Origin of the sequence: Paraburkholderia fungorum, from assembly GCF_003610895.1 — a bacterium.
Lineage (GTDB): Bacteria > Pseudomonadota > Gammaproteobacteria > Burkholderiales > Burkholderiaceae > Paraburkholderia > Paraburkholderia fungorum_B.
Map to the genome: position 1 here is coordinate 1 of NZ_MCAS01000045.1, position 21918 is coordinate 21918.

The 21918-nt window shown below is 59.0% G+C and carries 18 protein-coding genes; 15 read left to right on the top strand and 3 right to left on the bottom strand.

The window, feature by feature from the left end; genetic code table 11:
* Positions 1-54: 54 nt before the first annotated feature.
* The 4 genes from tnpA to BCY88_RS31135 all read left to right on the top strand — a co-directional run bounded on the left by tnpA (position 55) and on the right by BCY88_RS31135 (position 3210).
* A complete protein-coding gene (tnpA, locus tag BCY88_RS31120) occupies positions 55-489 on the top strand; it encodes an IS66-like element accessory protein TnpA (RefSeq protein ID WP_183081312.1) in 435 nt (144 codons plus the stop codon).
* Positions 486-830 carry an IS66 family insertion sequence element accessory protein TnpB gene (tnpB, locus tag BCY88_RS31125; RefSeq protein ID WP_120343768.1) on the top strand — a complete coding sequence of 115 codons (345 nt, stop codon included), beginning with the start codon at positions 486-488 and terminating at the stop codon, positions 828-830. Before tnpA ends, tnpB begins: the two co-directional genes overlap by 4 nt.
* Positions 831-860: 30 nt before the next feature.
* Positions 861-2429, top strand: coding sequence for an IS66 family transposase (gene tnpC / locus BCY88_RS31130; RefSeq protein WP_120343769.1), 1569 nt, complete (start codon positions 861-863; stop codon positions 2427-2429).
* A gap of 463 nt (positions 2430-2892) precedes the next feature.
* Positions 2893-3210, top strand: a complete 318-nt coding sequence (locus BCY88_RS31135) for a P-II family nitrogen regulator (protein WP_120348231.1) — start codon at positions 2893-2895, stop codon at positions 3208-3210.
* Positions 3211-3283: 73 nt separating this feature from the next.
* Here the strand turns inward: BCY88_RS31135 and BCY88_RS31140 are convergent, their stop codons facing one another.
* The 3 genes from BCY88_RS31140 to pstS all read right to left on the bottom strand — a co-directional run bounded on the left by BCY88_RS31140 (position 3284) and on the right by pstS (position 6199).
* Positions 3284-3493, bottom strand: a complete 210-nt coding sequence (locus BCY88_RS31140; protein ID WP_120347991.1) for a hypothetical protein — start codon at positions 3491-3493, stop codon at positions 3284-3286.
* An 894-nt stretch (positions 3494-4387) separates the two neighbouring features.
* Positions 4388-4570: a hypothetical protein gene (locus BCY88_RS31145; RefSeq protein ID WP_120347992.1), complete on the bottom strand. Its 183-nt coding sequence runs from the start codon at positions 4568-4570 to the stop codon at positions 4388-4390.
* 597 nt (positions 4571-5167) lie between these two features.
* Entirely contained in the window at positions 5168-6199 is a 1032-nt protein-coding gene (pstS, locus tag BCY88_RS31150; protein WP_120347993.1) for a phosphate ABC transporter substrate-binding protein PstS, read from the bottom strand.
* 308 nt (positions 6200-6507) lie between these two features.
* On the opposite strand from pstS, the gene BCY88_RS39665 reads away from it, so the two are divergent.
* The 11 genes from BCY88_RS39665 (at position 6508) to BCY88_RS31205 (ending at position 21873) form a co-directional block, all read left to right on the top strand.
* A complete protein-coding gene (locus BCY88_RS39665; RefSeq protein ID WP_147408581.1) occupies positions 6508-6828 on the top strand; it encodes a hypothetical protein in 321 nt (106 codons plus the stop codon).
* A gap of 752 nt (positions 6829-7580) precedes the next feature.
* The gene (locus tag BCY88_RS31155) at positions 7581-9101 is read left to right on the top strand and encodes a sensor domain-containing diguanylate cyclase (RefSeq protein WP_120347994.1); all 1521 of its coding nucleotides are present in this window, start codon (positions 7581-7583) and stop codon (positions 9099-9101) included.
* An 822-nt stretch (positions 9102-9923) separates the two neighbouring features.
* Entirely contained in the window at positions 9924-11378 is a 1455-nt protein-coding gene (locus BCY88_RS31165) for a trypsin-like peptidase domain-containing protein (protein WP_120347996.1), read from the top strand.
* A 52-nt stretch (positions 11379-11430) separates the two neighbouring features.
* On the top strand, positions 11431-11862 hold the full coding sequence (locus tag BCY88_RS31170; protein WP_120347997.1) for a carboxypeptidase regulatory-like domain-containing protein: 432 nt from the start codon (positions 11431-11433) through the stop codon (positions 11860-11862).
* Between the two features lie 1058 nt (positions 11863-12920).
* Positions 12921-13439 (top strand): peptidoglycan-associated lipoprotein Pal, encoded by a 519-nt coding sequence (gene pal, locus BCY88_RS31175; RefSeq protein ID WP_120347998.1) that lies wholly within the window; start codon positions 12921-12923, stop codon positions 13437-13439.
* Positions 13440-13884: 445 nt separating this feature from the next.
* A complete protein-coding gene (locus BCY88_RS31180; protein WP_120347999.1) occupies positions 13885-15411 on the top strand; it encodes a sensor domain-containing diguanylate cyclase in 1527 nt (508 codons plus the stop codon).
* 1240 nt (positions 15412-16651) lie between these two features.
* Positions 16652-17665 (top strand): ABC transporter substrate-binding protein, encoded by a 1014-nt coding sequence (locus tag BCY88_RS31185; RefSeq protein ID WP_120348000.1) that lies wholly within the window; start codon positions 16652-16654, stop codon positions 17663-17665.
* Positions 17666-17765: 100 nt separating this feature from the next.
* Positions 17766-18563, top strand: a complete 798-nt coding sequence (locus BCY88_RS31190) for an ABC transporter ATP-binding protein (protein ID WP_120348001.1) — start codon at positions 17766-17768, stop codon at positions 18561-18563.
* Between the two features lie 40 nt (positions 18564-18603).
* Positions 18604-19464, top strand: coding sequence for an ABC transporter permease (locus tag BCY88_RS31195; RefSeq protein WP_120348002.1), 861 nt, complete (start codon positions 18604-18606; stop codon positions 19462-19464).
* A 410-nt stretch (positions 19465-19874) separates the two neighbouring features.
* Entirely contained in the window at positions 19875-20549 is a 675-nt protein-coding gene (locus tag BCY88_RS31200; RefSeq protein WP_120348003.1) for a response regulator, read from the top strand.
* A 187-nt stretch (positions 20550-20736) separates the two neighbouring features.
* On the top strand, positions 20737-21873 hold the full coding sequence (locus BCY88_RS31205) for a porin (RefSeq protein ID WP_120348004.1): 1137 nt from the start codon (positions 20737-20739) through the stop codon (positions 21871-21873).
* Positions 21874-21918 lie beyond the last annotated feature (45 nt).

Below are 21918 nucleotides of genomic sequence, written 5' to 3' on the forward strand. Positions count from 1 at the left end.
GTAAGGGGCTCGTCCCGGCCGTCCTAGGCGGTTACTGCGATACACAGCAAAGTGATGTCCATCATTTTCGATTTGATGGACACCACTTTGTCAGAGTCTCCAGAGAAGAAGCCGGGTAGTCGAGCAGGCCGTCCGAATTACCCACGAGAGCTTCGGGACCGGCTGGCGGCGGCAGCGTGCGAGCCGGGCGTCTCGGTCGCGAGACTGGCCCGCGAGAATGGCATCAACGCGAACATGCTGTACACCTGGCGGCGGCGATATCTTGCCGAGCAGCAAGCTCCGTCTACCAGCCTCCTCCCGGTCGTACTGCTGAGTGACGCGCCGACGCAGGTCGTTGCGTCATCTTCGGGCGTTCCGCAAGCGCCAGAGATGAAGCCGGCGTCTCCTGGGGGTACGATCGAGATCCGCATCGGCCGTGCGGTGGTTAAGGTAGACGGCCTGGTCGACGCTGACATGCTGCGTACCGTGCTGGGCAGTCTGCGATCATGATCTCTCTGCCGGTTGGTACGCGCATCTGGATCGCTGCGGGCGTGACCGACATGCGGTGTGGGTTCCAGGGGCTGGCCGCAAAGGTACAAACGGCGCTTGAAGAGAATCCACTGGGCGGCAACGTCTTCATCTTCCGGGGCCGCCGAGGCGACCTCGTAAAAATCCTCTGGGCAACGGAGGACGGAATCTGGCTTCTCGCGAAGCGGCTTGAGCGGGGCCGTTTTATCTGGCCCCAGGCCGACGGCGGGAAGGTCCATCTGAGTTCAGCACAACTGTCGATGCTTCTCGAGGGCATCGATTGGCGACAACCCCGTCGCACCGCCGCGTTATCGATGTTGTAAACCGCGCGGCAGACCCGTAAACTACGGCGTATGTCGAACGGCGCCGATCTTCCAGACGATGTCGAATTGTTGAAGGCCTTGCTGGTCGAGGCCCGTAGTCTGCTTGCTGAACGCGATGTCGAGATCGAGCAGCTTAAGGCGCAGATCGACAAACTTCGGCGCATGCAGTTCGGCCGCAAGTCCGAACAGTTGCAGCGGCAGATCGAGACCCTCGAGACCCAACTCGAGGATCTGGCCGCCGGCCGGGGCGTTGCAGACGTGGAGCGTGCGCAAGCTCGAGGCGCAAACGCTTCCTCCTCCAATGCAACGACGGACGAAGCGGCTTCGAGACAAGCGCTACCTGCGCACCTCTCGCGCGAGGATCATGTGCTTGAGCCCGAATCGAGTTGCCCGCACTGCGGTCAACAGATGCAGGTGCTCGGCGAGGACGTGTCCGAGCAACTCGCCCGGGTCGCAGCGGCGTTCAAAGTCGTTCGCACGATCCGGCGCAAATTCGTTTGCTCATGCTGCAGCACCATCAGGCAGCCGCCGATGCCCGGCCTTCCGATCGAGCGGAGCATCGCCCATCCAAGCTTGCTGGCGGACATCCTCGTTTCGAAATACGCAGACCATCAGCCGTTATATCGGCAATCGGCGATCGCGGCGCGCGACGGCGTGACACTCGACCGGGCCAGCATGGGTCGCTGGGTCGGCCAATGCGAAGCGTTGTGCGCGCCGCTGATTGAGGCGCTGCGCCGCTATACGGTGTCGGCCGCCAAGCTGCATGCGGACGACACGCCAATCCCGGTGCTCTCGCCGGGCAACAGGAAGACCCGCACCGGTCGGCTATGGGTCTATGTGCGCGACGATCGTCGCTCGGGGTCGACGCAACCCGCTGCGGTATGGTTCGCATACTCGCCGAACAGGCAAGGCATCCACCCTCAGACTCATCTCGCCGGCTTCAGGGGGACCCTGCAGGCGGACGCTTACGCGGGCTTCGATGAGCTGTTCCTGGGTGGCTCCGTACTTGAAGCGGCATGTCATGCTCACGCGAGGAGAAAGTTCTACGACATCCACGTGCGCACGCCGTCCGACACGACGCAAAAGGCACTTGAATACATTGGCGCGCTATACGACATCGAGGCCTCCATTCGCGGCAAGCCTGCGGCCGAACGGCTACGAATACGGCAGGAGAAAGCCAGGCCACTGCTTCAAATCTATGAAGCGTGGCTCAAGGCCAAGCTCGAAACGTTGTCGTCGAAGTCCGACACTGCCAAGGCGATCAACTACTCGCTTAACCAGTGGCGCGCCCTGACGCTATATTGCGAAGACGGTACGCTCGAGATCGACAATAACATCGCGGAAAACGCGTTGCGTTGTGTAAGCCTGGGCCGGAAAAACTTTTTATTCGCCGGCTCCGACAGCGGTGGTGAACGGGCAGCCGCGATGTACGCGCTAATCGGCACCTGCGCACTGAACGACATCGATCCGCGCGCCTATCTGGACCACGTGCTAACTCACATCGCAGATCACAAAATCAATCGCATCGACGAGCTTCTACCGTGGCACGTGGCCGACAAGCTGCAGCCGCCAGCCAGTCCGCCGACACCCGCTATCTGACAGTGCAAGTCCGGATCACCATCATGCCTCACGTGCACGCGCGTGGACGAACGGCATGCGTGAGCCGCTTACGGTCTTTGTGGGAGTCTGTTATCCGGAGGTGCACCCCGACCGCTGGTCGCGGCGTGGGTGGCCATGTGGCTTCGCCGTCGGAGAGAGTTTCCCGTGTTTGCTTCGCGACGGCTTGCAGCAGCAGGACCGCAACCGCCATTGTTTCACCACGGACGCGTCTGCACACCAAAGTGCCGGAGGCCAGAAGCGCGGCGTGCGCCGTTCCATTCTTTACTTTGTAGACCGGATGGCGGTGACATGCACGGTTGCCAGGGTATTGGAGAGATGCCCTACCAAATGAGACAGGGCAGAGTTAAGGATGCCGGCAAGATTCAGGCTGCAGTGGATGCAAAATGGGCACCAAAGGGGTAGGAGACGGCTTCGCTAACAATCGACGTTGCGGGAGGAAGACATGGAACTGAAATGCGTCGTGGCCATTGTCAGGCCTGGTGTAGTGGAAGTGCTGGAAAGGAAACTTGGTGTTATCGACATCCATGGTGTGACCGTTACGCGAGTCAGGGGATTCGGCGCGCACCCGAATCTCTTCGCCGATGACTGGACAAGGGAGCACATCAAAATCGAAATTTTCGTGCAGGCGGAAAGCGTCGATGCGCTAATCAGGACAATCATGGATATTGCTCACTGCGGCACAGCTGGAAACGGGGTCGTTGCAGTCATGCCGGTGGAGAAATTCTTCCGCGTTCGCAGTCAGTCCGAGGCAGTGCCCTGATTCGACGTGCGCAACATAGGTCGGACGAGCAGTGCCAATGTGCCTGCTCGTCCTGGTCCCGGCGACCAGTCTGTCAAGTCCTCGCCAGCCCCAGGCGTCGTAATAGCTCGGTACCCTCCGATGTCACACGGAATTCGGGTTTCTTGGATGTTGTGGGCACGACTTCGACCAATTGTTCCTGTTGAAGGGTCACGGCATCGGGGTCTGCGAGCGCCACCTGTCCCGGCGCGCTAAACAGCACAAACAACATCGCAATCTCATGGTGGCTAAGGAGCTTCTTCATGATGTGCCTCAATAACTGTTACGCACATGGAGTTCGGTCAACACGCGATTTGACGAACGAGGAAGGTGGTTATGCTCCTTGTACGCTATGACGGAATATAGCGAGGCCGCGTGACAACGATTTGATAACGACACCGGCTGGCTGCGACATGTCGGTGGTAGCGGAAAGTAGGTTTTCCATCATGAATGAGTGGATGAGCGGATTATCGCCGTCGCAGACAGCGCCTGGTAGTGGGGAAAAAACGGACCCGGCGGAGCTCCGGGTCCCAAAGTCGACCCTGCAGGACCCGCAGAGGGACGACGAGCCATACCTGACAAAGATGTCTTCGGCCAACTGCGGTGCAGCCAGACCAGTTAGGTTTCAGCATAAATGCAAACGCGGCAATCGCCTTTGCATCGACGAAGCGTTCCATGCTATGTGCTCAGGTCCGCAGCGACATGTGCGGCGATGACACTGGCGCAAGACGTAGCGTCGTTGACCATCGCAGTGCCGACTGAGCGGTAATGCAATCTACGCGATGGCACTTAAGACAAACTTAAATTCGGCGGGAGATGCAATCGCTGGCGATTTGACGCAAAGGAGAGTTCGCAGCCTGGGAAAATATCCCATGGAGGCAGCGCGCGTGACCGCGAACTGACGATAGACGAAGGCCGCACCGGGTAGCTGTCAAGGAGGATTTATACCGACATAGTTATACCGACATAGTAACGGGCCGAGTTCGCCTGGACAAACTCGCGTGCTGTGCTTTGCCGCTCGATTCGGATTACGCTGGCTTGCACATGTTCAGCAGGGGAGCGTTCAACGCGGCGCCATTGCAAGAGCGGCATGCCATCGTTGCGTGTCTGTCCGCCGGTGTATCACGCACTTAGTCGAATTTGTCCGTGAACTTGTCGCCTACGCCTTAAGTGACCACGTACTGGTGAAGAGCGCTCCGGTAATTACTCCGACCGCCGTGAGCGCCAGATAGGCGATATGCAAATGCTGATGCGATGCAAGTCCACGCGTGCCGTACGTCAAGACACCCAGGCTGACAAGGCATGCGAAGGCCCTGACGGAAAACGCAGATGTCGAACGCATTCTTTTGCTCCTCCAGTGACACGGCCGCTCCGCAGGGTCAGTGGAACCAAGGCCATTCATCAATGTTGTTGTACACACGGACCGTCTAGCGTCGCTACGCACTACTGTCTGTGTTCGCACGTGCACGGAAGTACGTCAAGCAAGCGTACACGGAGCGCGATGTCATGCGGGCGCTGCGTAGAATACTAAAGCAGCGGTAGCTCGAATAGTTGCTGAAATCCCTCGGTGGCACAGAGACCAGTGCCTCGTGCGACCTAGAACTCCGCGGCCGGACCTGCTGCGGCGCACCAGTTTCTGGACTAACTGCTATGCCGCGCGGCTTCTACAATCGGAGAATGGGTTTGCGCTGCGATGCAGTGAAGGGTGACAGTGGAGGTTACCGTGGACTTGAGGTTTTCGTGGGGGTGGTACTTTCTGGCGCTGCTTGCAATGATGGCGCTCAGTCTAGGGTTGACGGCACTTCGAGCCGGGGATACGGACAAGGAAAAGCGCGGCGAACACGATGACGAGTGACGCGCGGTTCGTTTGCGAAAATGCACCGCTCGGGAGGCTAGTATCGCGCGCTCCGCAAGGGAGCGCGCTTGATGCCTAGAAGTCTTATTCAGCGATTGGCTTGCCAGCGGCGTCTTTCACCTTCGCGCTCCATTGCGTGCGAATTTCGGTAACCACGGATTTCGGCAGGGAAATGTAATCCAGGTCCTGTGCAGCCTGGTCTCCGTTCTTGAACGCCCAGTCGAAGAACTTCAACGTTTCCTTACCTTCGTCGGGCTTGTCCTGCGCGGTGTGCAGCAGGACAAAGGTTGCGCCGACGACCGGCCACGCATCCTTGCCCGGTTCATTCGTCAGGATTTGGTAGAACGATTTCGACCAGTTGGCGCCGGCAGCGGCGGCCTTGAACGTTTCCGTCTCTGGCTGAACCACGGCACCCGATGCGTTTTTCATTGCCGTGTAGACCATGTGGTTCTGCTTCACGTATGCCCACTCGACATAGCCAAGGGCGCCCGGGATGCGCTGGACGAAAGCGGCCACACCGTCGTTACCCTTACCACCCGTACCCGTCGGCCAACTGACGGTCGTGCCTTCGCCAACCTTGCTCTTCCACTCCGGATTGACTTGCGACAGATAGTGCGTCCAGATGAAGCTTGTGCCTGAGCCGTCGGCACGACGGACAACAGCGATATCTGTGTCGGGGAGCTTAACTTTTGGGTTCAAAGCGGCGATGGCCGGGTCATTCCACTTTTTGATTTTGCCCAGGTACATGTCGCCGAGCACTTCGCCAGATAGAGTCAACTCGCCCGGCTTGATGCCGGGAAGGTTGACGACCGGCACCACGCCACCGACAACGGTCGGAAACTGGAACAGACCATCTTTCGCCAGTTCGTCGTCCTTCAAGGGTGCGTCTGACCCGGCGAAGTCGACCGTCTTGGCGATGATTTGTTTGATGCCGCCCGAGGAGCCGATGCCCTGATAGTTGACCTTGCCGCCGTTTGCCTTCTGAAAGGCGTCGGCCCACTTGGCGTAGATAGGTGCGGCGAACGTGCTGCCTGCACCGGTAATGTCGGTAGCGTGAGCCGCGACGACGAAGAGTGCGCCAGTCAGGCCGGCAATCGCGGTTTGCATGAGTCTCATATGTGCTCCACAGCGTGTGGTTGTTGGAAAAGGTCGCCCGAAAATAGACCTGTTTGATGTCAATACTGTGACGGGGTACCTCCGCTCAAATGCATGGAGCTGCGATACTCTGGTGAACACAGCGCCGGGCCGGTGTCGGACTCTTGTCTTTTAATAAGGGTAACTTCTTGGCGTAGTGCCGGATTCGAACTATTCTGAGGAATCGCTTTGCGTTGCTGCAAATTGCCGGCCTGTACGCAAGGCGATACCGCGAGAGCCTTCGAGCTTTTTTGTCTTTCATTTCGATGACAATGCGCTAGAGGTGTGTGATGGTTACGAGAAAACCCGCTCCCGAAAAGATAAAAATCCCCAGCAGCCATGGAAAGACGAGGATTGGGTCCGTTTATGTCGGAAGCTTTGGTGATGGCGACCTGTGGATTATTTCGCCAACAAAAGGTGGGGGAGTGGTAGTCACGCACGTTCCTCCCCGGGAACCTGTGACCGGGGCGCTAGTAAGCGTTGAAAGCATCATGGTTCAGGCGAAGCAGGTCAGCGCGGCGCAGATTAGTGAGCACTTCAAGACGTCGGCGGCCAGTGGGCAGGATGTGCTGGAGGGAATCGCGATGCTCGGTGGAGAACAGGGCGCTTGAGGCGTGCTCCGCTATGGATAAACACGCCGTTCAGTTGGTCATGCTTCAGTTTGCCGGCGACGCTCAGGCGGCAAGTCGCATGAAATCGACACAGGTTGATGAGGTGGTCCAATGGTGGAAGTCACAGGAACGTTTATGGGCATAGCAGTGCTGGCAATTGCCGCTTTGCTGGTCGCAGGACACTATCGACGTGAGCATGTCCGCAAGCGACTTCTCGGTCGGATGGCCCGTAGCGAATGCTGGGACGCATTTCGTCACAGGCGATAAGGTTTGACCTGCGAGCAATCCTCGGTTCAACACCATCCTGCCATATGTGCGTGTTGATTCAACGGCATCGTGGGTCCTTTTCTGTGGAGGCAGAGCCGAAAGGCTTACGGATGCCGTCTGTCCGGTGGACACATCCGTTAAAGCTCCCGAAAGCCGGTGTACAGCCGTTGCAACAGGAGCCGCGTCTGTCACAACGTGTCGAATTCTGGTGTAAATCGGCGGCGTTCGGTGTAAGCGCTTCCTGTAGCATTTTGCGGAACCACATAATCCATGTCTGTGGTTAAGCCGGGAAAGAAGCACTTGAACTTACTTCTTTTCAATGAATTGTCTCGTGCCCGCAGCGGTTATGCTTCCGTGATTATTGGGGCATCACGGGCGTACCCAGCATGCTCCCGCCATTGACCTGATGTTGGATGGCAACGGCTAAAACGCAGGGAGTGCAGTGCTGACCCCGAAATACCTAGAACCTGTCGAAGAGTGAAAAAATGACGCCCCGGCGGCCGAACCTCCTGATTGGCGTTAGCCTGTTTGTTTCGCTTGCCATATTCCTGATTTCGGCTCTGGTTCTGGTGGAGATGCGCCAGGATGCGCTTCGCCGAGTTCAGGAGGCTGCTACCAACCTGTCGCTCATCGTCGAGCGGGACACATCTCGAAACCTTGAAATCTATGACCTGTCTCTCCAGGCGGTCATTGATGGGCTCCAGGAGCCTGGCGTCAACAAGCTTCCGCCGCTCATGAGACAAAAGGTGCTGTTCGACCGCGCAGCGTCCGCCAAGGATTTGGGCGCTCTCCTGGTTGTGGACGAATCCGGCAACGTTGTAATTGATTCAAGGGCCGTTCCGGCTCGTCGACTCAACGTTGCCGACCGCGACTACTTCAAGGTCCACCGCAAATCCCCAGATGTCGGACTCTACGTGAGCCACCCTTTCCTGCCTCGCCTGGGTGAAGGAGGTGATTCCATTGCGCTCAGCCGCAGACTTTCTCATCCCGATGGAAGCTTTGCCGGTATTGTGGTCGGCACACTTCAACTCAATTACTTCCGCTATTTGTTCGACGGCATGAATCTTGGTTCAGGCGGTTCGATGGCGTTAATGCTTGATGACGGCACGATGCTGATGAGGCGGCCATATGACCAGAAGGTTATCGGCCGGAGTTTGATGGGGACCGCGAACTACACTCGTTTTGCGCAAACTTCGAATGGCGCGTTCTTTGGTACGGCAGCTCTCGATGGAGTAAAGCGCTGGTACACATATCGGCACATCAATGGATTCCCGATAATTCTCGATGTTGCGCTTGCGACCGACGACATTTACGCCGAATGGCGCGGTCGCGCGTGGACGATAGGTTCACTGATGGCCGCACTCGACGTGATGATTATCGGATTTGCCCTTCTGTTTTCGCAGCAATGGAAACGTCGTCTTGCATTCGAAGAGGAGCTTCGGGTGCTCGCGCGAACCGATGGTCTTACGGGATTACACAACCGTCGTACCTTCGAGGAAATGGCGGACATCGAGTGGCGTCGTGCCCAGCGAACCGGGCAGCCACTGTCGATGCTTCTAATCGACGTTGACCACTTCAAGGGTTTCAACGATTTGTACGGGCACTCGGCAGGTGATGACGCGCTGATTGCGGTCGCATATTGCATCAGTCAAAGCATCAGACGCCCAGGAGACATCGCAGGGCGCTACGGTGGCGAGGAATTTACTGTGCTTCTCCCCAACACGGATAGCGGCGGTGCAGCGCATATGGCGGAAAAGATTCTTGCATCGGTAAGAGCGCTGGAACTCCGGCATGTCGCCAGCACGCACCAGTTTCTGAGTGTGAGCATCGGGGTTGCCTGTGCCGTGGACCAGCGGTTTCCGACTTTGAGGTCTCTTGTGAATGCGTCCGATGCGGCGATGTATGAAGCGAAGAACAGCGGCAGGAGTCGAGTTGCCTGTTATCCAGTCGCGACGCAGCAGGACAGCGCTTTAAGTGCTCAGTCATCCGAGGGCTGCGCGAATTGAGCACCGAGACCGCACTGTGCCTTGCCGACGCGTGCTCGTAAATCGAAAGACAAGTTGCCTTAGCCAGGCGGTCAGACTGGTCGCGCAAGCGAACGGCTCAGGAGTCGCCGGCTCCGTACGACGTGTGTCGGGAGCGGGGCGGTCAGCTTGCTGACCGTTCGCCGCCGTAAACCAGCCTGTCGAATGCCTCACGTGCGTCGCGCAACTCCTGCATGGCGGCTGCGAATCGCGCGAGTTGCAAGGTCGATGGTTTCCCACTTCCTTTTTCAGGGAAGCTTGCTTCGAGTGCTACTGACGCTGCGTGTACTTCGCGTGCGGCGTCAACGACACGTTCAAGCGCTATCGCTTCATTTGAACGGGGTTTTCCGTTTGCCATTCTTTCTCGACCCAGTGCGCGCGATTGGACAACGGCGCGCGGCTTAGGTTCGGGTACATTACGTAGACGACTATCCCTGTGCGTCGTCCCGACGAAATCTAAACCGCGTCGTCAAGGACGACCTCGCCACGATAGGTCCTATAGCGCTTCACCGCGCACTCTATCCGCACCAATCGGACGGCTCATCAAGTCGCGTCGGCGAGTTCGTGGCCACTTCTGCGGTCTGGTCGCCTCACATGGGCCGCCGAGCACGGTGGTCGTATGTTCAGGCCGTGCCGCCCCCGCCAATTCTGCACTATCAATCCAGCTTTCATCTCCGCTGGAATTTTAAGAATTCTTTAAGTTTGCCGGTCTACGCTGGAATTGTCGTGGTAGGGAATGGATACGGGGCTCTTGCGTAAACGCGGGGTCACGCGGGTCATTTCCACGTCGCCAGGAGCGATGCTATGCGAACCGGAAATCTGATGCGCGCGCAGGTTGCGGCGTGTCTGGTGGCGGTTTTGTCTGTCGGATGCACGTCCGGGCCGGCGTATTCGTCGGCAGTGCAGGGTTCGACGGTCCCCAGCGCGCTACCGACACCACCGCGCGTCCTCTCGACAGGCATTACGACGGATTTTGCAGACATCGTGCGGCAGAACGGGCCCGCTGTGGTCAATATCAGCGCGGCTCATGGGAGCCATGTCGCCAATCTGACTCAGCTTTGGCCGCCCGCATCGAACGAGCATAACCCGTTCGTCCAGTTCTTCAGACAATTCTCCTCCAGCCGGTCCAGTGAAGGCATATTGCCGTCGGGAAGCCTTGGCTCGGGCTTCATCATCAGCCCGTATGGATACATTCTCACTGACGCCAAAGTGGTCGCAGGTGCAACGCAGATTAGAGTCGAGCTAACCGACCGTCGCGAATTCAAGGCCTCCGTTGTTGGTATTGACGCGCCGAGTGACGTTGCGCTGCTGAAAATCGATGCGCGTGACCTTCCGACTGTGAAAATCGGGAAACCGTCCGAGGCGAGAGTCGGCCAATGGGTCGTCTCCATCAGCTCACCTTATGGGTTTGAGAATACGGCCACTGCCGGCATCATCAGCAGCAAGGGACGACTGATTCCGGACGAAACGTATGTCCCCCTGATTCAGACCGACCTAACTCTGAATGCCGGTGATTCCGGCGGGCCGCTGTTCGATTTGAACGGCGACGTCATCGGCATTGAGGCACCCGTTCACCCAACGTTCCAGGGACTTTCATTCGCGATTCCGATTGATGTCGCGATGAGAATCGAACGGCAATTGCAGCTTCACGGGAAAGTCGAACACGGCCGCCTGGGCTTGAGCGTTCAGGAAGTCACCGCGCCGCTCGCGCGGTCTTTCGGGATGCCAGAACCGGTCGGCGCGCTCATCAGTTCAGTCGACAGGAACGGACCGTCAGCCAAATCGGGCCTGCGTGCCGGAGATATCATCCTGAAACTGAATGGCGTAACAATCCGCGATTCGACGCAATTGCCGATGGCCGTGGCCGACCTGCGTCCCGGTTCCATGGTGCGTGTTCAATTCTGGCGAGACCATGAAACCCTTGAGGCACTGGTTGTGCTGGCTGCCGTGAAGGGCTACCTGCTAGCCTCCGATACGCCTGCCCGGACCGCAGTTGGTCAGATTGGTTTGACGGTGCGCAGTCTGACATCCGAAGAGAAGCGCAAGGTCGGGGTGACTGACGGTGTCCGTGTCGAGCAGAGTGAAGGTCCTGCAGCACTGGCTGGCATTCAACCGGGAGACATTGTCTCGCGGGTCAACAATACACCGGTGTCAAATGCGGCTCAGCTACGTGATGAGCTAAAGAATGCTGGCAACAGTGTCGCGCTGCTGGTTCAGCGTGATGGTCGTCCGATTTTCGTGGCAATCGACTTAGGATAGGAGTACCCGCGCCGGATGCTCCCGTATTTCAAGGCGTTCGACGGAGGTCAACATGAAGCATCATTCGATATTGCGATTAGGTGCCATGGCTCTCGTGCTCGCCGGCACCGCACAACTCGCGTTGGCCATGCCGGAGGGACTTCCACCAGTGCAGCACTCGGGGGGCATAAGCTATTTGTCCGGTGGCGTGGGTAGTGACGAGTCGACAGCAATCAAGGGGGAGATGGGGAACTATCCGCTTGTTCTCGAGTTCGCCGGAAAGACGAATGCAGGGAACGACTATCTCGCGGACATACCAGTCCAGATTTCCGACGCACACGGTACCGTTGTGCTGGATACAAGCTCGCGGGGTCCGTTCATGCTGATTTCGCTACCGAATGGCAGGTACACCGTGACCGCCATCTACAACGGAAAGCAGGTCCGTCGCGCGGTGAGTGTCGTAACTGGCGCACACGCGCATGAAGTGTTCATATGGCCTATGTAGACAACGGAATCGGCCATGCGCGGCGACTGAACTCCAACTATCCGTCTGGCGATAACACAAACCAGCTTGATTGCCATGTCGACACCGACCCAATCAGGCGCTGCCATGGTGAGTCTGCGACATTGGGGGCAACCGATGACGGCCGAGGGTTACGCGGTGACCGCGACGTTTCGTTTCCCGGCGCTGCAGGTACGAAGGGGACCGGAGGGTCGTTTCTGATTGACGGCGCTCGACAAAGCTTAGTCGAGCAGATTCGACAGTGAGGTGCGAGGCGCTAATGAGACATCAAGCCACGACACGGGAAGAACGTCGAAACGGAGACGTTCATGCACAATCAGCCGCCGCGCGGCGAGGTGCGAGAATCGCCCCAACGACAATTCCCGGACCATCGGGGCTTGCTCGTCCGACGAGTTGGGAGTCAGGAGTGTTGAAGAGCCTGTGGGTTATCGTTCTCGTGCTCCCCGTCGTGATTGTTGCACTGGTTGTAGCCATTGGCGTTCTCGGCGTTATGGCGAGACTATTTCCGCATTGAATGCCTGGGACGTACCGACACAGGGACGGCGCATGCGCTCTGTCCCAGAATCGGTGAAGGGAACGGGACTTGATGCGATGCCGGTCGGCACCATTAACGGGTCGGCAGGTTGGAGAAAAAGAAGCCATGAGACACGGTCCAGCCGCTTTGCTAATTGTCGTTTCGACTGCATGCGTGAGCCCAATAGCTAGCGCCCATTCGGAAGCGCGCATCGACATCGGAATGCTCAATCCGGTCGAGGTCAACACGACATCCATTGCGAGCGACATGTCCGTCGTCAAGAATGACTTTCCGCTGGTGGCATATCGACTCCCTCCCGTGGTCCATGGACCAGCGTATTACCCAGCGTGGCGAGGTGGTGAGTCGCATGGCAAAGGGTGGTTTGAGTATTTGCGCGGTGGCCGCTTTTTCCTTCATGAGAGTGACGATGACAGGTGATTGCCGGGGCTGGTGACCGTCGCGGGAGGTTGTCGCCATGATGATTCGTTGTTGCTGGCAGTGTTTAAACCACGTAAGGAGAGACCAAATGACATCAAGAATTCTCAAGTTGCTCGCAGTTCTGCTCGTCGGGACACTGACCGCATGTCACTCGGGCGTCAAGCTGAACGAGGGCGCCAACGCAACTGGTGCCAGTGGCGGTGTTGGCGCACAAACGAACCCGAACGCCGTTACCCAGATAGGGGTCGACCCGCTGAACGACCCGAACAGTCCGCTCGCTAAACGCAGTGTCTACTTCGACTTCGACGACTATACCGTCAAGCCGGAATATGAGCCGCTTCTGAAACTGCACGCGCAATATCTGAAAAGCCATCCACAACGCCACGTGCGCATTCAGGGCAACACTGATGAACGTGGCACGAGCGAATACAACCTGGCGCTCGGTCAAAAGCGTTCCGAGGCCGTCCGCCGTGAGCTGATTTTGTTTGGCGTTCCCGATTCGCAGCTCGAGGCGGTCAGTTTCGGAAAGGAAAAGCCGGTCGCAACCGGACACGATGAAGCATCGTGGGCGCAAAACCGTCGTGCGGATTTGGCCTATCAACAGTAGCCCGTGATGCATGGTGTGTCGGACCGATTCGCGATTTCTACACGATCACGGCGACCGTAGTTTCGCGAACGGCATTCGGACTGCAACTTACAGTGCAGCCCCGCCATCGCTCTAGTGCGTCGTGTCGTGAACGCATGTCGTGCTAGCGACACCAGCAAATATTTCCGCCTGACGCGGCTCGATGCCTGCAGGGCTGGGAACCGCCAATGGCGTGAGGAGCATCAAGAAAATAGATAAATTGCCGATAATGCATCAGCCATCCGGTAAAATGTTCTGCCCTTTTGGCAGGGCGAGTCGGGACGTGCACGGCTAAAAGACACCCGAATAGCGTGGCGGTTCGGTTGTGCGTTTATCGATCGCCCACAGCATCCACTGATCCCCGAGACGCGCGGTCCGCCCCGCAGGGCGCCCGTGCGGCGGATTTTCCTCAAGACAGGAAAGGCATATGCAGACCGACCAGAAAAAGAACAGCGCGCTTTTGTCGCTGGCCGGACGCCTATGGCGCAGCCGCCTGGTGCCCCATGCGATTATCCTGGGTGGAATCTTTACCGCGCTGGTCATGGTCTCCCTATGCGCAACGGTGCTGTATCAGGGGCGCATGGACGCGATGGACCGCGCCCGTGAGACGTCGCGCAACCTTGCACTGATCGCCGAGCGCGATATTGAACGGAATTTCGAGCTGTACGCGCTATCGCTGCAGGCGGTCGTCGACGGCATGCGCGACCCGGCGGTGTTGTCACTACCGCCCGGCCTGCGGCGACAGGTGCTGTTCGACCGGGCTGCGACCGCGAAATACCTGGGTTCGATGCTGGTGCTGAATGCATCCGGCAACATCGTTGTTGACTCGGCCGGCGATGTGCCGCGCCAGGGTAATTTCTCGGACCGGAAGTATTTCACGGTTCAGCGCGATAACCCGAACGTCGGTCTCTATATCAGCGATCCGTTTGCCTCGCGACTGCGCAACGGCACCCTCAGCATTGCGCTGAGCCGGCGCCTTTCGCATCCGGACGGCTCGTTTGCCGGCATTGTGCTGATTGCCATGAACCTCGAGTATTTCCACAACCTGTTCGCCGGGTTGTCACTCGGGCCGCATGGCGCCGTGTCCGTGATCGGCAGCGACGGCATCATGGTCATGCGTCAGCCGTACAACGTCCACACCATTGGGCGAGATATAAGCAAGGCGAGCACGTTCCGGCAGTTCAGGTCGGCGCCGGAAGGCAGCTTCTCCGAAACCGCGTCGATTGACGGCGTGCGCCGCCTGTATTACTTCAGGAATTTTCCGGACCTGCCGCTGATCATCATGGTGGCTGAGGCCGAGCGGGACATCTATACGGCCTGGCGACAGCGCGCGATTACGATCGGATCGCTGATGGCCGCATTCGCGCTGGGGTTCGTCGTGCTCGCGTTCCTGCTGGGCGCTCAGTTGCGGCGCCGCATGCGTGCGGAGTCGGAACTGGAACTGCTCGCGAAAACGGACGGCCTGACCGGCCTCAATAACCGACGCACCCTCGGCGAGATTCTCGACCAGGAGTGGCGCCGCGCCCGCCGCACGCGCAGCATGTTTTCGCTGCTGTTCGTCGATATCGACCGGTTCAAGGCCTACAACGACACATATGGCCATCAGGCAGGGGACGATGCGCTGGCCGCCGTCGCCCGATGCATCGGGGACAATATCCGGCGGCCCGCGGACAGCGCCGCACGCTACGGTGGGGAGGAGTTCGTCGTCGTGCTGCCCGATACGCTGCCTGCGGGCGCCGCGCTGATCGCCGAACAGATCCGCGCGGCAATCAGCGAGCTGGCGATTGAGCATGCCGGCAGCGAATACGGACGCGTGACCGCCAGCATCGGTGCGGCGAGCTGGGCGCCCGAACAGGACGGCGACGTGACCGCAGTGATCAAGGCCGCTGACGAGGCGCTGTACAACGCCAAGGCTACTGGCCGGAACAAGGTTTCGCCGTTCGACCCGGCGTGAACAGGCTCCAGCCAGCTTCCGGGAGCACCGGTCCAGAAAGCGCCGTCGTAAAGGGATAGAATCAGAACAGGCCTTCGGTGGACTGACGTCCCGCGACGGGGCAGTCTTCGGCAGACTGGAAAAACGATTCGCCGGGATGGTGCGCGCCGGTGGGGAAGCCGCCCCTCGCGCGCAAGCTGGAACCCGCCGTTCCGGAGGCCCCAATGGCGCGCGGGGTGGTGGCGCGCGCCAGGGCGCAAGCCATGGGGGATTGTCGTTCGCCTAGGTTCCCCGATCTGCCAATGTCAAGGGATCGCCCCGGACCGATCCGGGTGCCCGAAAGTGCGACCACAGAAACGGCAGCGGAAATCTCTCATATGTTACGCAACGCCCAGATCCTTGGCGTCTCGGCTCTGCTGCCCGGCGCTTCCACATCGCATGGATCGACTTACAGCGTGGTGCTCGCGCTTCGCAGGCCCGCCGAGGCGCTTTCCACCTTGCAATTCGCGAACCGCGCCAGGTGTGAACGGCGGTCGCATTCTGATCGTGAACACAGCTGGATGTCTCAAGCAAGGTCTTCCATCACGCGGGGATACTTATACGAATCAGGGTTTGTTCGCGGTTTTGTCGGCATGGTCTTCGGAGGAGGCTGGGCAAATCGACACGCGGCTCTCCCCAATGTTCGCCGTCCATGCCATTCCGGTTCACTCATCGCGTAACCGGATCTTTTGCGCCGGCTTCTGGCTGGCTTTTTCTTGACGTTTTTCAACCTGCCGACAGCGCATTGCGCCTGTGCAACGTGGTGTCTGCGCGGCGACGCGCTGACTGCAGGTAAGGAGGGGCGGGGCGCAGCACGTGCTCCGCCAACCGTGCATCAGGGTTCGCATTCGATGCGTTCGTCGATAACGCGAATTCATTTCGTAGAACAAAGAGTTAATGCCATTCCGGCGAAATTTCACGATCGCGCGCAACGACAGATCATGCGAAGCGACGACCGAGCCGCTTAAACGATGTCGAGTCAGCGGGCTTCAGGCCTGGTGCGGACAACCATTCCGGCGGAACGCTTCCTGATGCCGCCGCCCTGAACGGCTTTTAGAGCGGAACAGATCAATTGCCAACCCGTGATAACTGCGAATCATGGAAATCCCCTATGAAAAACCCGTCCCGGTGTAAGTCGGAAGAAGGATTTGTTCCCCTAGAATCGCCCCATCGATGCAGACGGGCGGCATTCCGCCGCACCGGACAATAACGGAGACTATCGATGACCCCTAGCTTTCGCACGCTGCGCCAGATCGCTCTTGCTTCCAGCCTGCTGTTCGGCCTCGCGTCGCAGCACGCGAGCGCCGCTGACAGCGGGAAGATCACGATCATGGTGGGCGGCATCACGAAGCTGATCTATCTGCCGGCACGCCTGACCGAGCAGCTCGGCTATTTCAAGGATGAAGGGCTCGACGTCGAACTGCTGTCGCAACCGGCCGGCGTTGACGCTGAAAACGAACTGCTGGCTGGCGCTGTTCAGGCAGTCGTTGGTTTCTACGACCACACCATTGATCTGCAGACCAAAGGAAAGGACGTCAAGGCGATTGTGGTGTTTGGACAGGTGCCTGGCGAGGTCGAAATGGTGTCGGCCAAGGCGGCCGACACGGTCAAATCGATGGCTGACGTCAAGGGCAAGACGCTCGGCGTGACGGGTCTTGGTTCTTCAACCAGCTTCCTGACGCAATACCTGGCCGGCCAGCACGGCATTCAGTCGACCGAATACACGATGCTGCCGGTGGGCGCTGACGCGAGCTTCATCGCGGCGATCAAGCAAGGCCGGATCGACGCGGGCATGACGACCGAGCCCACCGTGTCTGCATTGCAGAAGTCTGGTGACGCCAAGGTACTCGTCGATATGCGCTCGGTCGAGGGCACGAAGGCAGCGTTGGGCGGCACCTACCCGGCGTCGAGCCTCTATGTGCAGGCGGCATGGGCCGATTCGCACAAGGCTGAAGCAGCGAAGCTCGCGCACGCGTTCGTTCGCACTATGCAGTTCATCCACACGCACAGTGCGGAAGAAATCGCCGCGAAGATGCCCGACGACTATCAGAAGGACAAGCCGCTCTACGTGAGCGCGCTGAAGGCTTCGCTGCCGATGTACACGGCGGACGGCAAGATGCCGGCTGATGGACCGACGACGGTGCTCAAGGTGTTGTCGGCGTTCAATCCGTCGGTCAAGGGCAAGCATATCGAGCTGGCGAAAACCTACACCAACGAGTTCGTTAGCGCGAAGTAAGTCCGTGCCTGCCGGTTGCGCCTTTGTGCCTGATGCAACTGGTTTCGTTACGCGGCCGGTGCCGCCTTCGCGGTACCGGCCACTTTCCTGGATTTACCTGATGAACCACGTTGTTTCAAAAGACGCGCCGGTGATCGAGTTCGACTCGGTGTCATGCCGCTTTATTTCTCCGGACGGCAAGGCGACGATTGCGTTGCGTGATTTCAGCATGTCCGTCGCGAAAGGCGAATTCGTCGCGGTGGTCGGGCCGACCGGCTGTGGCAAGTCGACGACGCTCAGCATGATCACCGGGCTGCTGAAGCCGACTACCGGCGAAGTGCGTGTGATGGGCGCGCCTGTGGACGGCATCGATCCGCGCATCGGTTTCGTGTTTCAGGCCGACGCAGTGTTTCCGTGGCGCTCGGTGCTCGACAACGTGGCAGCTGGGCCGCTCTACCGCGGCCGCTCGAAATCGGCCGCGCACGACGAGGCCAATGAGTGGCTGCGCCGCGTCGGACTCGAGAAGTTCGGGAAGCATTATCCCCATCAGCTGTCAGGCGGAATGAGAAAACGCGTCGCGCTCGCGCAGACCTTCATCAACAAGCCGGAAATCCTGCTGATGGACGAGCCATTCTCGGCGCTCGACATGCAGACGCGCACGTTGATGCAGGACGAACTGCTGCAGCTGTGGTCGGCGAATTCGGGGTCGGTGGTGTTTGTCACGCACGATCTTGAAGAAGCAATCGCGCTGGCCGATCGCGTATTCGTGCTGACCGCACGGCCCGCGACACTGAAGAAGGTCTACGAGATCGATCTGCCGCGTCCGCGTGTCACCTCGGAGATCCGCTACGCGCCGCGCTTCATCGAAATCTCGCGCGATATCTGGCATGACCTGCGCGAGGAAGTGCAGATCGCCTGACATGGATCGACTGATACAACCTGACACCGGAACAACACAGATGGCAACTCCTGAATACGCATTGCAGACGGGCTTCGATAGCGCGTCGCTGGCCAATGTTGAAAAGATCGCACAGCGGCGGCTACGCCAGCGGCATACACTGATTATCGGCCTGCGGGTACTGGTGCTGGTGATCGTGCTGGGTGGGTGGGAAATGGGTGGACGATTCAAATGGATTGATCCCTTCTTCTTCTCGATGCCGTCTGCGATTTTCACGCAGATCGTCGACTGGTTTGTCAACGGCACGTCGCAGGGGCCGCTGCTGCAGCAGGTCTGGGTCACGCTCGAAGAAACCTTCCTGGGTTTTCTGATTGGCTCAGTCGGCGGCATCGTGTGCGGTGTGGTGCTGGGTCGCAACAAGCTGCTCTCCGACGTGTTCAGCATTTACATCCAGATCGCCAACTCGATCCCGCGCGTGGTGCTGGGGTCAGTGTTCGTGATCGCGCTTGGTTTGGGCATGGCATCGAAAGTCGCGTTGGCCGTCGTGATGGTGTTCTTCGTCGTGTTCGGCAATGCGTTCCAAGGCGTGCGTGAAGCCGACCGCTACATGATTGCGAATGCTCAGATCCTCGGTGCCTCAAAGCGTCAGTTGACCACGTCAGTGGTGATTCCATCAGCGCTGTCGTGGATTCTGGCCAGCCTGCACGTGAGCTTCGGTTTCGCGCTGGTCGGTGCGGTAGTCGGCGAGTTCCTCGGTTCAAAGCAGGGCATCGGCCTGCTGATCTCGACGGCGCAAGGCGCATTCAATGCGAGCGGCGTGTTCGCCGCGATGATCGTGCTCGCGGTGGTCGCGCTCACGGCCGACTATCTGCTTACCGCGCTGGAGAAGCGACTGCTGAAGTGGCGGCCTGCGGCATTCTGAGCTTCAGGGGGAAGGATGATTGTCGCTGGAGCGAAGGGACAGAGCGGCACGACGTGGCGGACGGATGCTCTGGTGCAACACATCGCCTTGTTGTCGTTGGCGGAACGTCGAGTGACGATGCCGACGCAGAAGAAGATCCGCTGTCCGTGACGAGTTCGCTGCTGTGCTGAAGGCACTCGGGTCGCCGTCGGGCGACCGGGTCGTGAGGTGGGTTGAGCGGTTCGGGTATTTCCGCGGAGGCGCGTATGGGTTCGATCGCTTTCATCGCGGCATAGCCGACGTCGGGCTCACCGGACTCGGGTTGTCAAATGTCCACGGGTTTCCCTGGTCTCAGGCTGGCACGGTGGGCCGGCACAGGAGGTTGAGCATATTGGCCGCCGCTGGGCGCGTCGCGCGATTGAGGAAAAGCAATGAAGCTGCTGCTCGTGGAAGACAACGCGGAACTCGCGCACTGGATTGTCAACCTGCTGCGCAGTGAAAACTTCGCGATCGATTGCGTCGGCGACGGCGAAAGCGCGGATAGGGCGCTGGCGGCTCAATGCTACGACGTGGTGCTACTGGACATCCAACTGCCAGGAATGGACGGCAAGGAAGTGCTGGCACGACTGCGCCGCCGTGGCGACAAGGTGCCCGTACTGATCCTGACGGCGCATGGCTCGACAGACGACAAGGTCGACTGTTTTAGCGCGGGCGCCGACGATTATGTCGTCAAGCCATTCGATGCACGGGAACTGGTGGCGCGGATCAAGGCGCTGATCCGCAGGCAGGCAGGTGCAATGTCGGACTGTCTCGTTTGTGGCAACTTGAAGTACATACCCGACACGCGTGATTTCCGTCTTAACGACCAGCCGCTCGCGTTGCGACCTCGTGAGCACACCGTCCTCGAAGCGCTGATGCTGAGACAGGGGAAAACAGTTTCGAAGGCAACCCTTATGGAAAGCGTGTTCAGTCTCGACGACGAGCCTAGCGCGGATGCTATAGACATCTATATTCACCGTTTGCGCAGGCACCTGGCCTTGTCGAGCGCACAGATCATGACGTTGCGTGGGCTTGGCTACATTTTGCGCAGCAGGGATACGACGTAGCGGATGCTAAATCAGTGGCGTATATAAGTGAATTCACTTAGTTGTGCGAATGATACGGGAAAGCTGCCTGAAGGATTGACGTCACTAGGATAGCGCTCATTGACGGAACGGGACTGTCATCCAGATGTCCGGACCGCAGTTGCAGCAGGCAACCAGAACAAAAATTTCAACGCAGTAATCAGAGGAGATGACCTTGAAGCAAAAGTATATGACCCTGGCCGTCGCAGCAGGCGCTTTGGCGGCGAGCGGCGCGCATGCACAGTCGAGCGTGCAACTCTATGGTCTCATCGATTTGAGCGCGGTCGCCTACACGACGAATGCCGACGCAGCCGGCAAGCACGTGATCGGCATGGGCCACGCGGGCGAGCCGTGGTTCAGCGGCAGCCGTTGGGGCGTGCACGGCGCCGAGGACATCGGTGGTGGCAATAAGATCATTTTCAAGTTGGAAAGCGAATTCGTTGCCGCGAACGGCAACATGGAAGATCCCGGTCAGCTCTTCGACCGTGACTCCTGGGTCGGCGTCGAGAACGCTACGATCGGCCAGGTGACGGCCGGCTTCCAGGATACGGTCGCGAAGGATTTCTCGGGACTTTACGCCGACCCGTACGTCAGCGCGAAGTTCTCGACGAACGAAGGCGCCTACACCAATTCCAATAACTTCAAGCAACTGGTGTTCTACGCGGCTGGCCCGACTGGTACGCGTTCCGAGAACGGCATCCAGTGGCGCAAGCTCTTCAGCAACGGCATTTATGCGGCCGCCGGCTATCAGTTCAGCAACTCGACGCAGTTCGCCAACGGCTCGGGCTACCAGGCCGCGCTCGGCTGGAACGTTGGGCCGGCCTCCATCGGCGGCTTCTACAGCCACACGAACAACGGCGGTTTTACTGATCAAACGTACTCGGTGGGGGGCGACTATCGTTTCGGCATCGGCCGTGTCAACGCCGGCTACTTCCATTACACGGGCAAGCAGGGCTCGCTGCCGGATCGGGAGGACAATGCGTGGACGGTGTCGTTCAAGCTCGCACCAAAGGGTCCGTTCGACTATGAACTCGGCTATCAGCAGATGCATGTGAAGAACGCCGCCTACAACAGCGACGGTGACATCCCGAACGCCAACTCCGGCGCATTCGACACGACGGCCACGACGGTTCACAACGGCTACAAGGAGACGGTCTACGCGTCAGCTTTCTACCACCTCTCGAAGCGCACAGAGGTGTATCTGGCCGCCGACTACATGAAACTGCATGGTGGCTATACGGTCTCGACAACGTTTGGTCACAACAACCAGCTCGAAGTGGCCACGGGTATCCGTACGCGCTTCTGATCTAGGCATCAGCTCCTCGCAGTAGATCTTTCTGATCGATTTCCT

Coding starts and splice junctions, on each gene's coding strand:
- BCY88_RS31195 (WP_120348002.1), top strand. CDS start 18,604: ATGGCAACTCCTGAATACGCATTGCAGACGGGCTTCGATAGCGCGTCG.
- BCY88_RS31165 (WP_120347996.1), top strand. CDS start 9,924: ATGCGAACCGGAAATCTGATGCGCGCGCAGGTTGCGGCGTGTCTGGTG.
- pal (WP_120347998.1), top strand. CDS start 12,921: ATGACATCAAGAATTCTCAAGTTGCTCGCAGTTCTGCTCGTCGGGACA.
- pstS (WP_120347993.1), bottom strand. CDS start 6,199: ATGAGACTCATGCAAACCGCGATTGCCGGCCTGACTGGCGCACTCTTC.
- BCY88_RS31180 (WP_120347999.1), top strand. CDS start 13,885: ATGCAGACCGACCAGAAAAAGAACAGCGCGCTTTTGTCGCTGGCCGGA.
- tnpC (WP_120343769.1), top strand. CDS start 861: ATGTCGAACGGCGCCGATCTTCCAGACGATGTCGAATTGTTGAAGGCC.
- BCY88_RS31205 (WP_120348004.1), top strand. CDS start 20,737: ATGACCTTGAAGCAAAAGTATATGACCCTGGCCGTCGCAGCAGGCGCT.
- BCY88_RS31170 (WP_120347997.1), top strand. CDS start 11,431: ATGAAGCATCATTCGATATTGCGATTAGGTGCCATGGCTCTCGTGCTC.
- BCY88_RS31185 (WP_120348000.1), top strand. CDS start 16,652: ATGACCCCTAGCTTTCGCACGCTGCGCCAGATCGCTCTTGCTTCCAGC.
- BCY88_RS31155 (WP_120347994.1), top strand. CDS start 7,581: ATGACGCCCCGGCGGCCGAACCTCCTGATTGGCGTTAGCCTGTTTGTT.
- tnpA (WP_183081312.1), top strand. CDS start 55: ATGTCCATCATTTTCGATTTGATGGACACCACTTTGTCAGAGTCTCCA.
- BCY88_RS39665 (WP_147408581.1), top strand. CDS start 6,508: ATGGTTACGAGAAAACCCGCTCCCGAAAAGATAAAAATCCCCAGCAGC.
- BCY88_RS31140 (WP_120347991.1), bottom strand. CDS start 3,493: ATGAAGAAGCTCCTTAGCCACCATGAGATTGCGATGTTGTTTGTGCTG.
- BCY88_RS31145 (WP_120347992.1), bottom strand. CDS start 4,570: ATGCGTTCGACATCTGCGTTTTCCGTCAGGGCCTTCGCATGCCTTGTC.
- BCY88_RS31135 (WP_120348231.1), top strand. CDS start 2,893: ATGGAACTGAAATGCGTCGTGGCCATTGTCAGGCCTGGTGTAGTGGAA.
- BCY88_RS31200 (WP_120348003.1), top strand. CDS start 19,875: ATGAAGCTGCTGCTCGTGGAAGACAACGCGGAACTCGCGCACTGGATT.
- tnpB (WP_120343768.1), top strand. CDS start 486: ATGATCTCTCTGCCGGTTGGTACGCGCATCTGGATCGCTGCGGGCGTG.
- BCY88_RS31190 (WP_120348001.1), top strand. CDS start 17,766: ATGAACCACGTTGTTTCAAAAGACGCGCCGGTGATCGAGTTCGACTCG.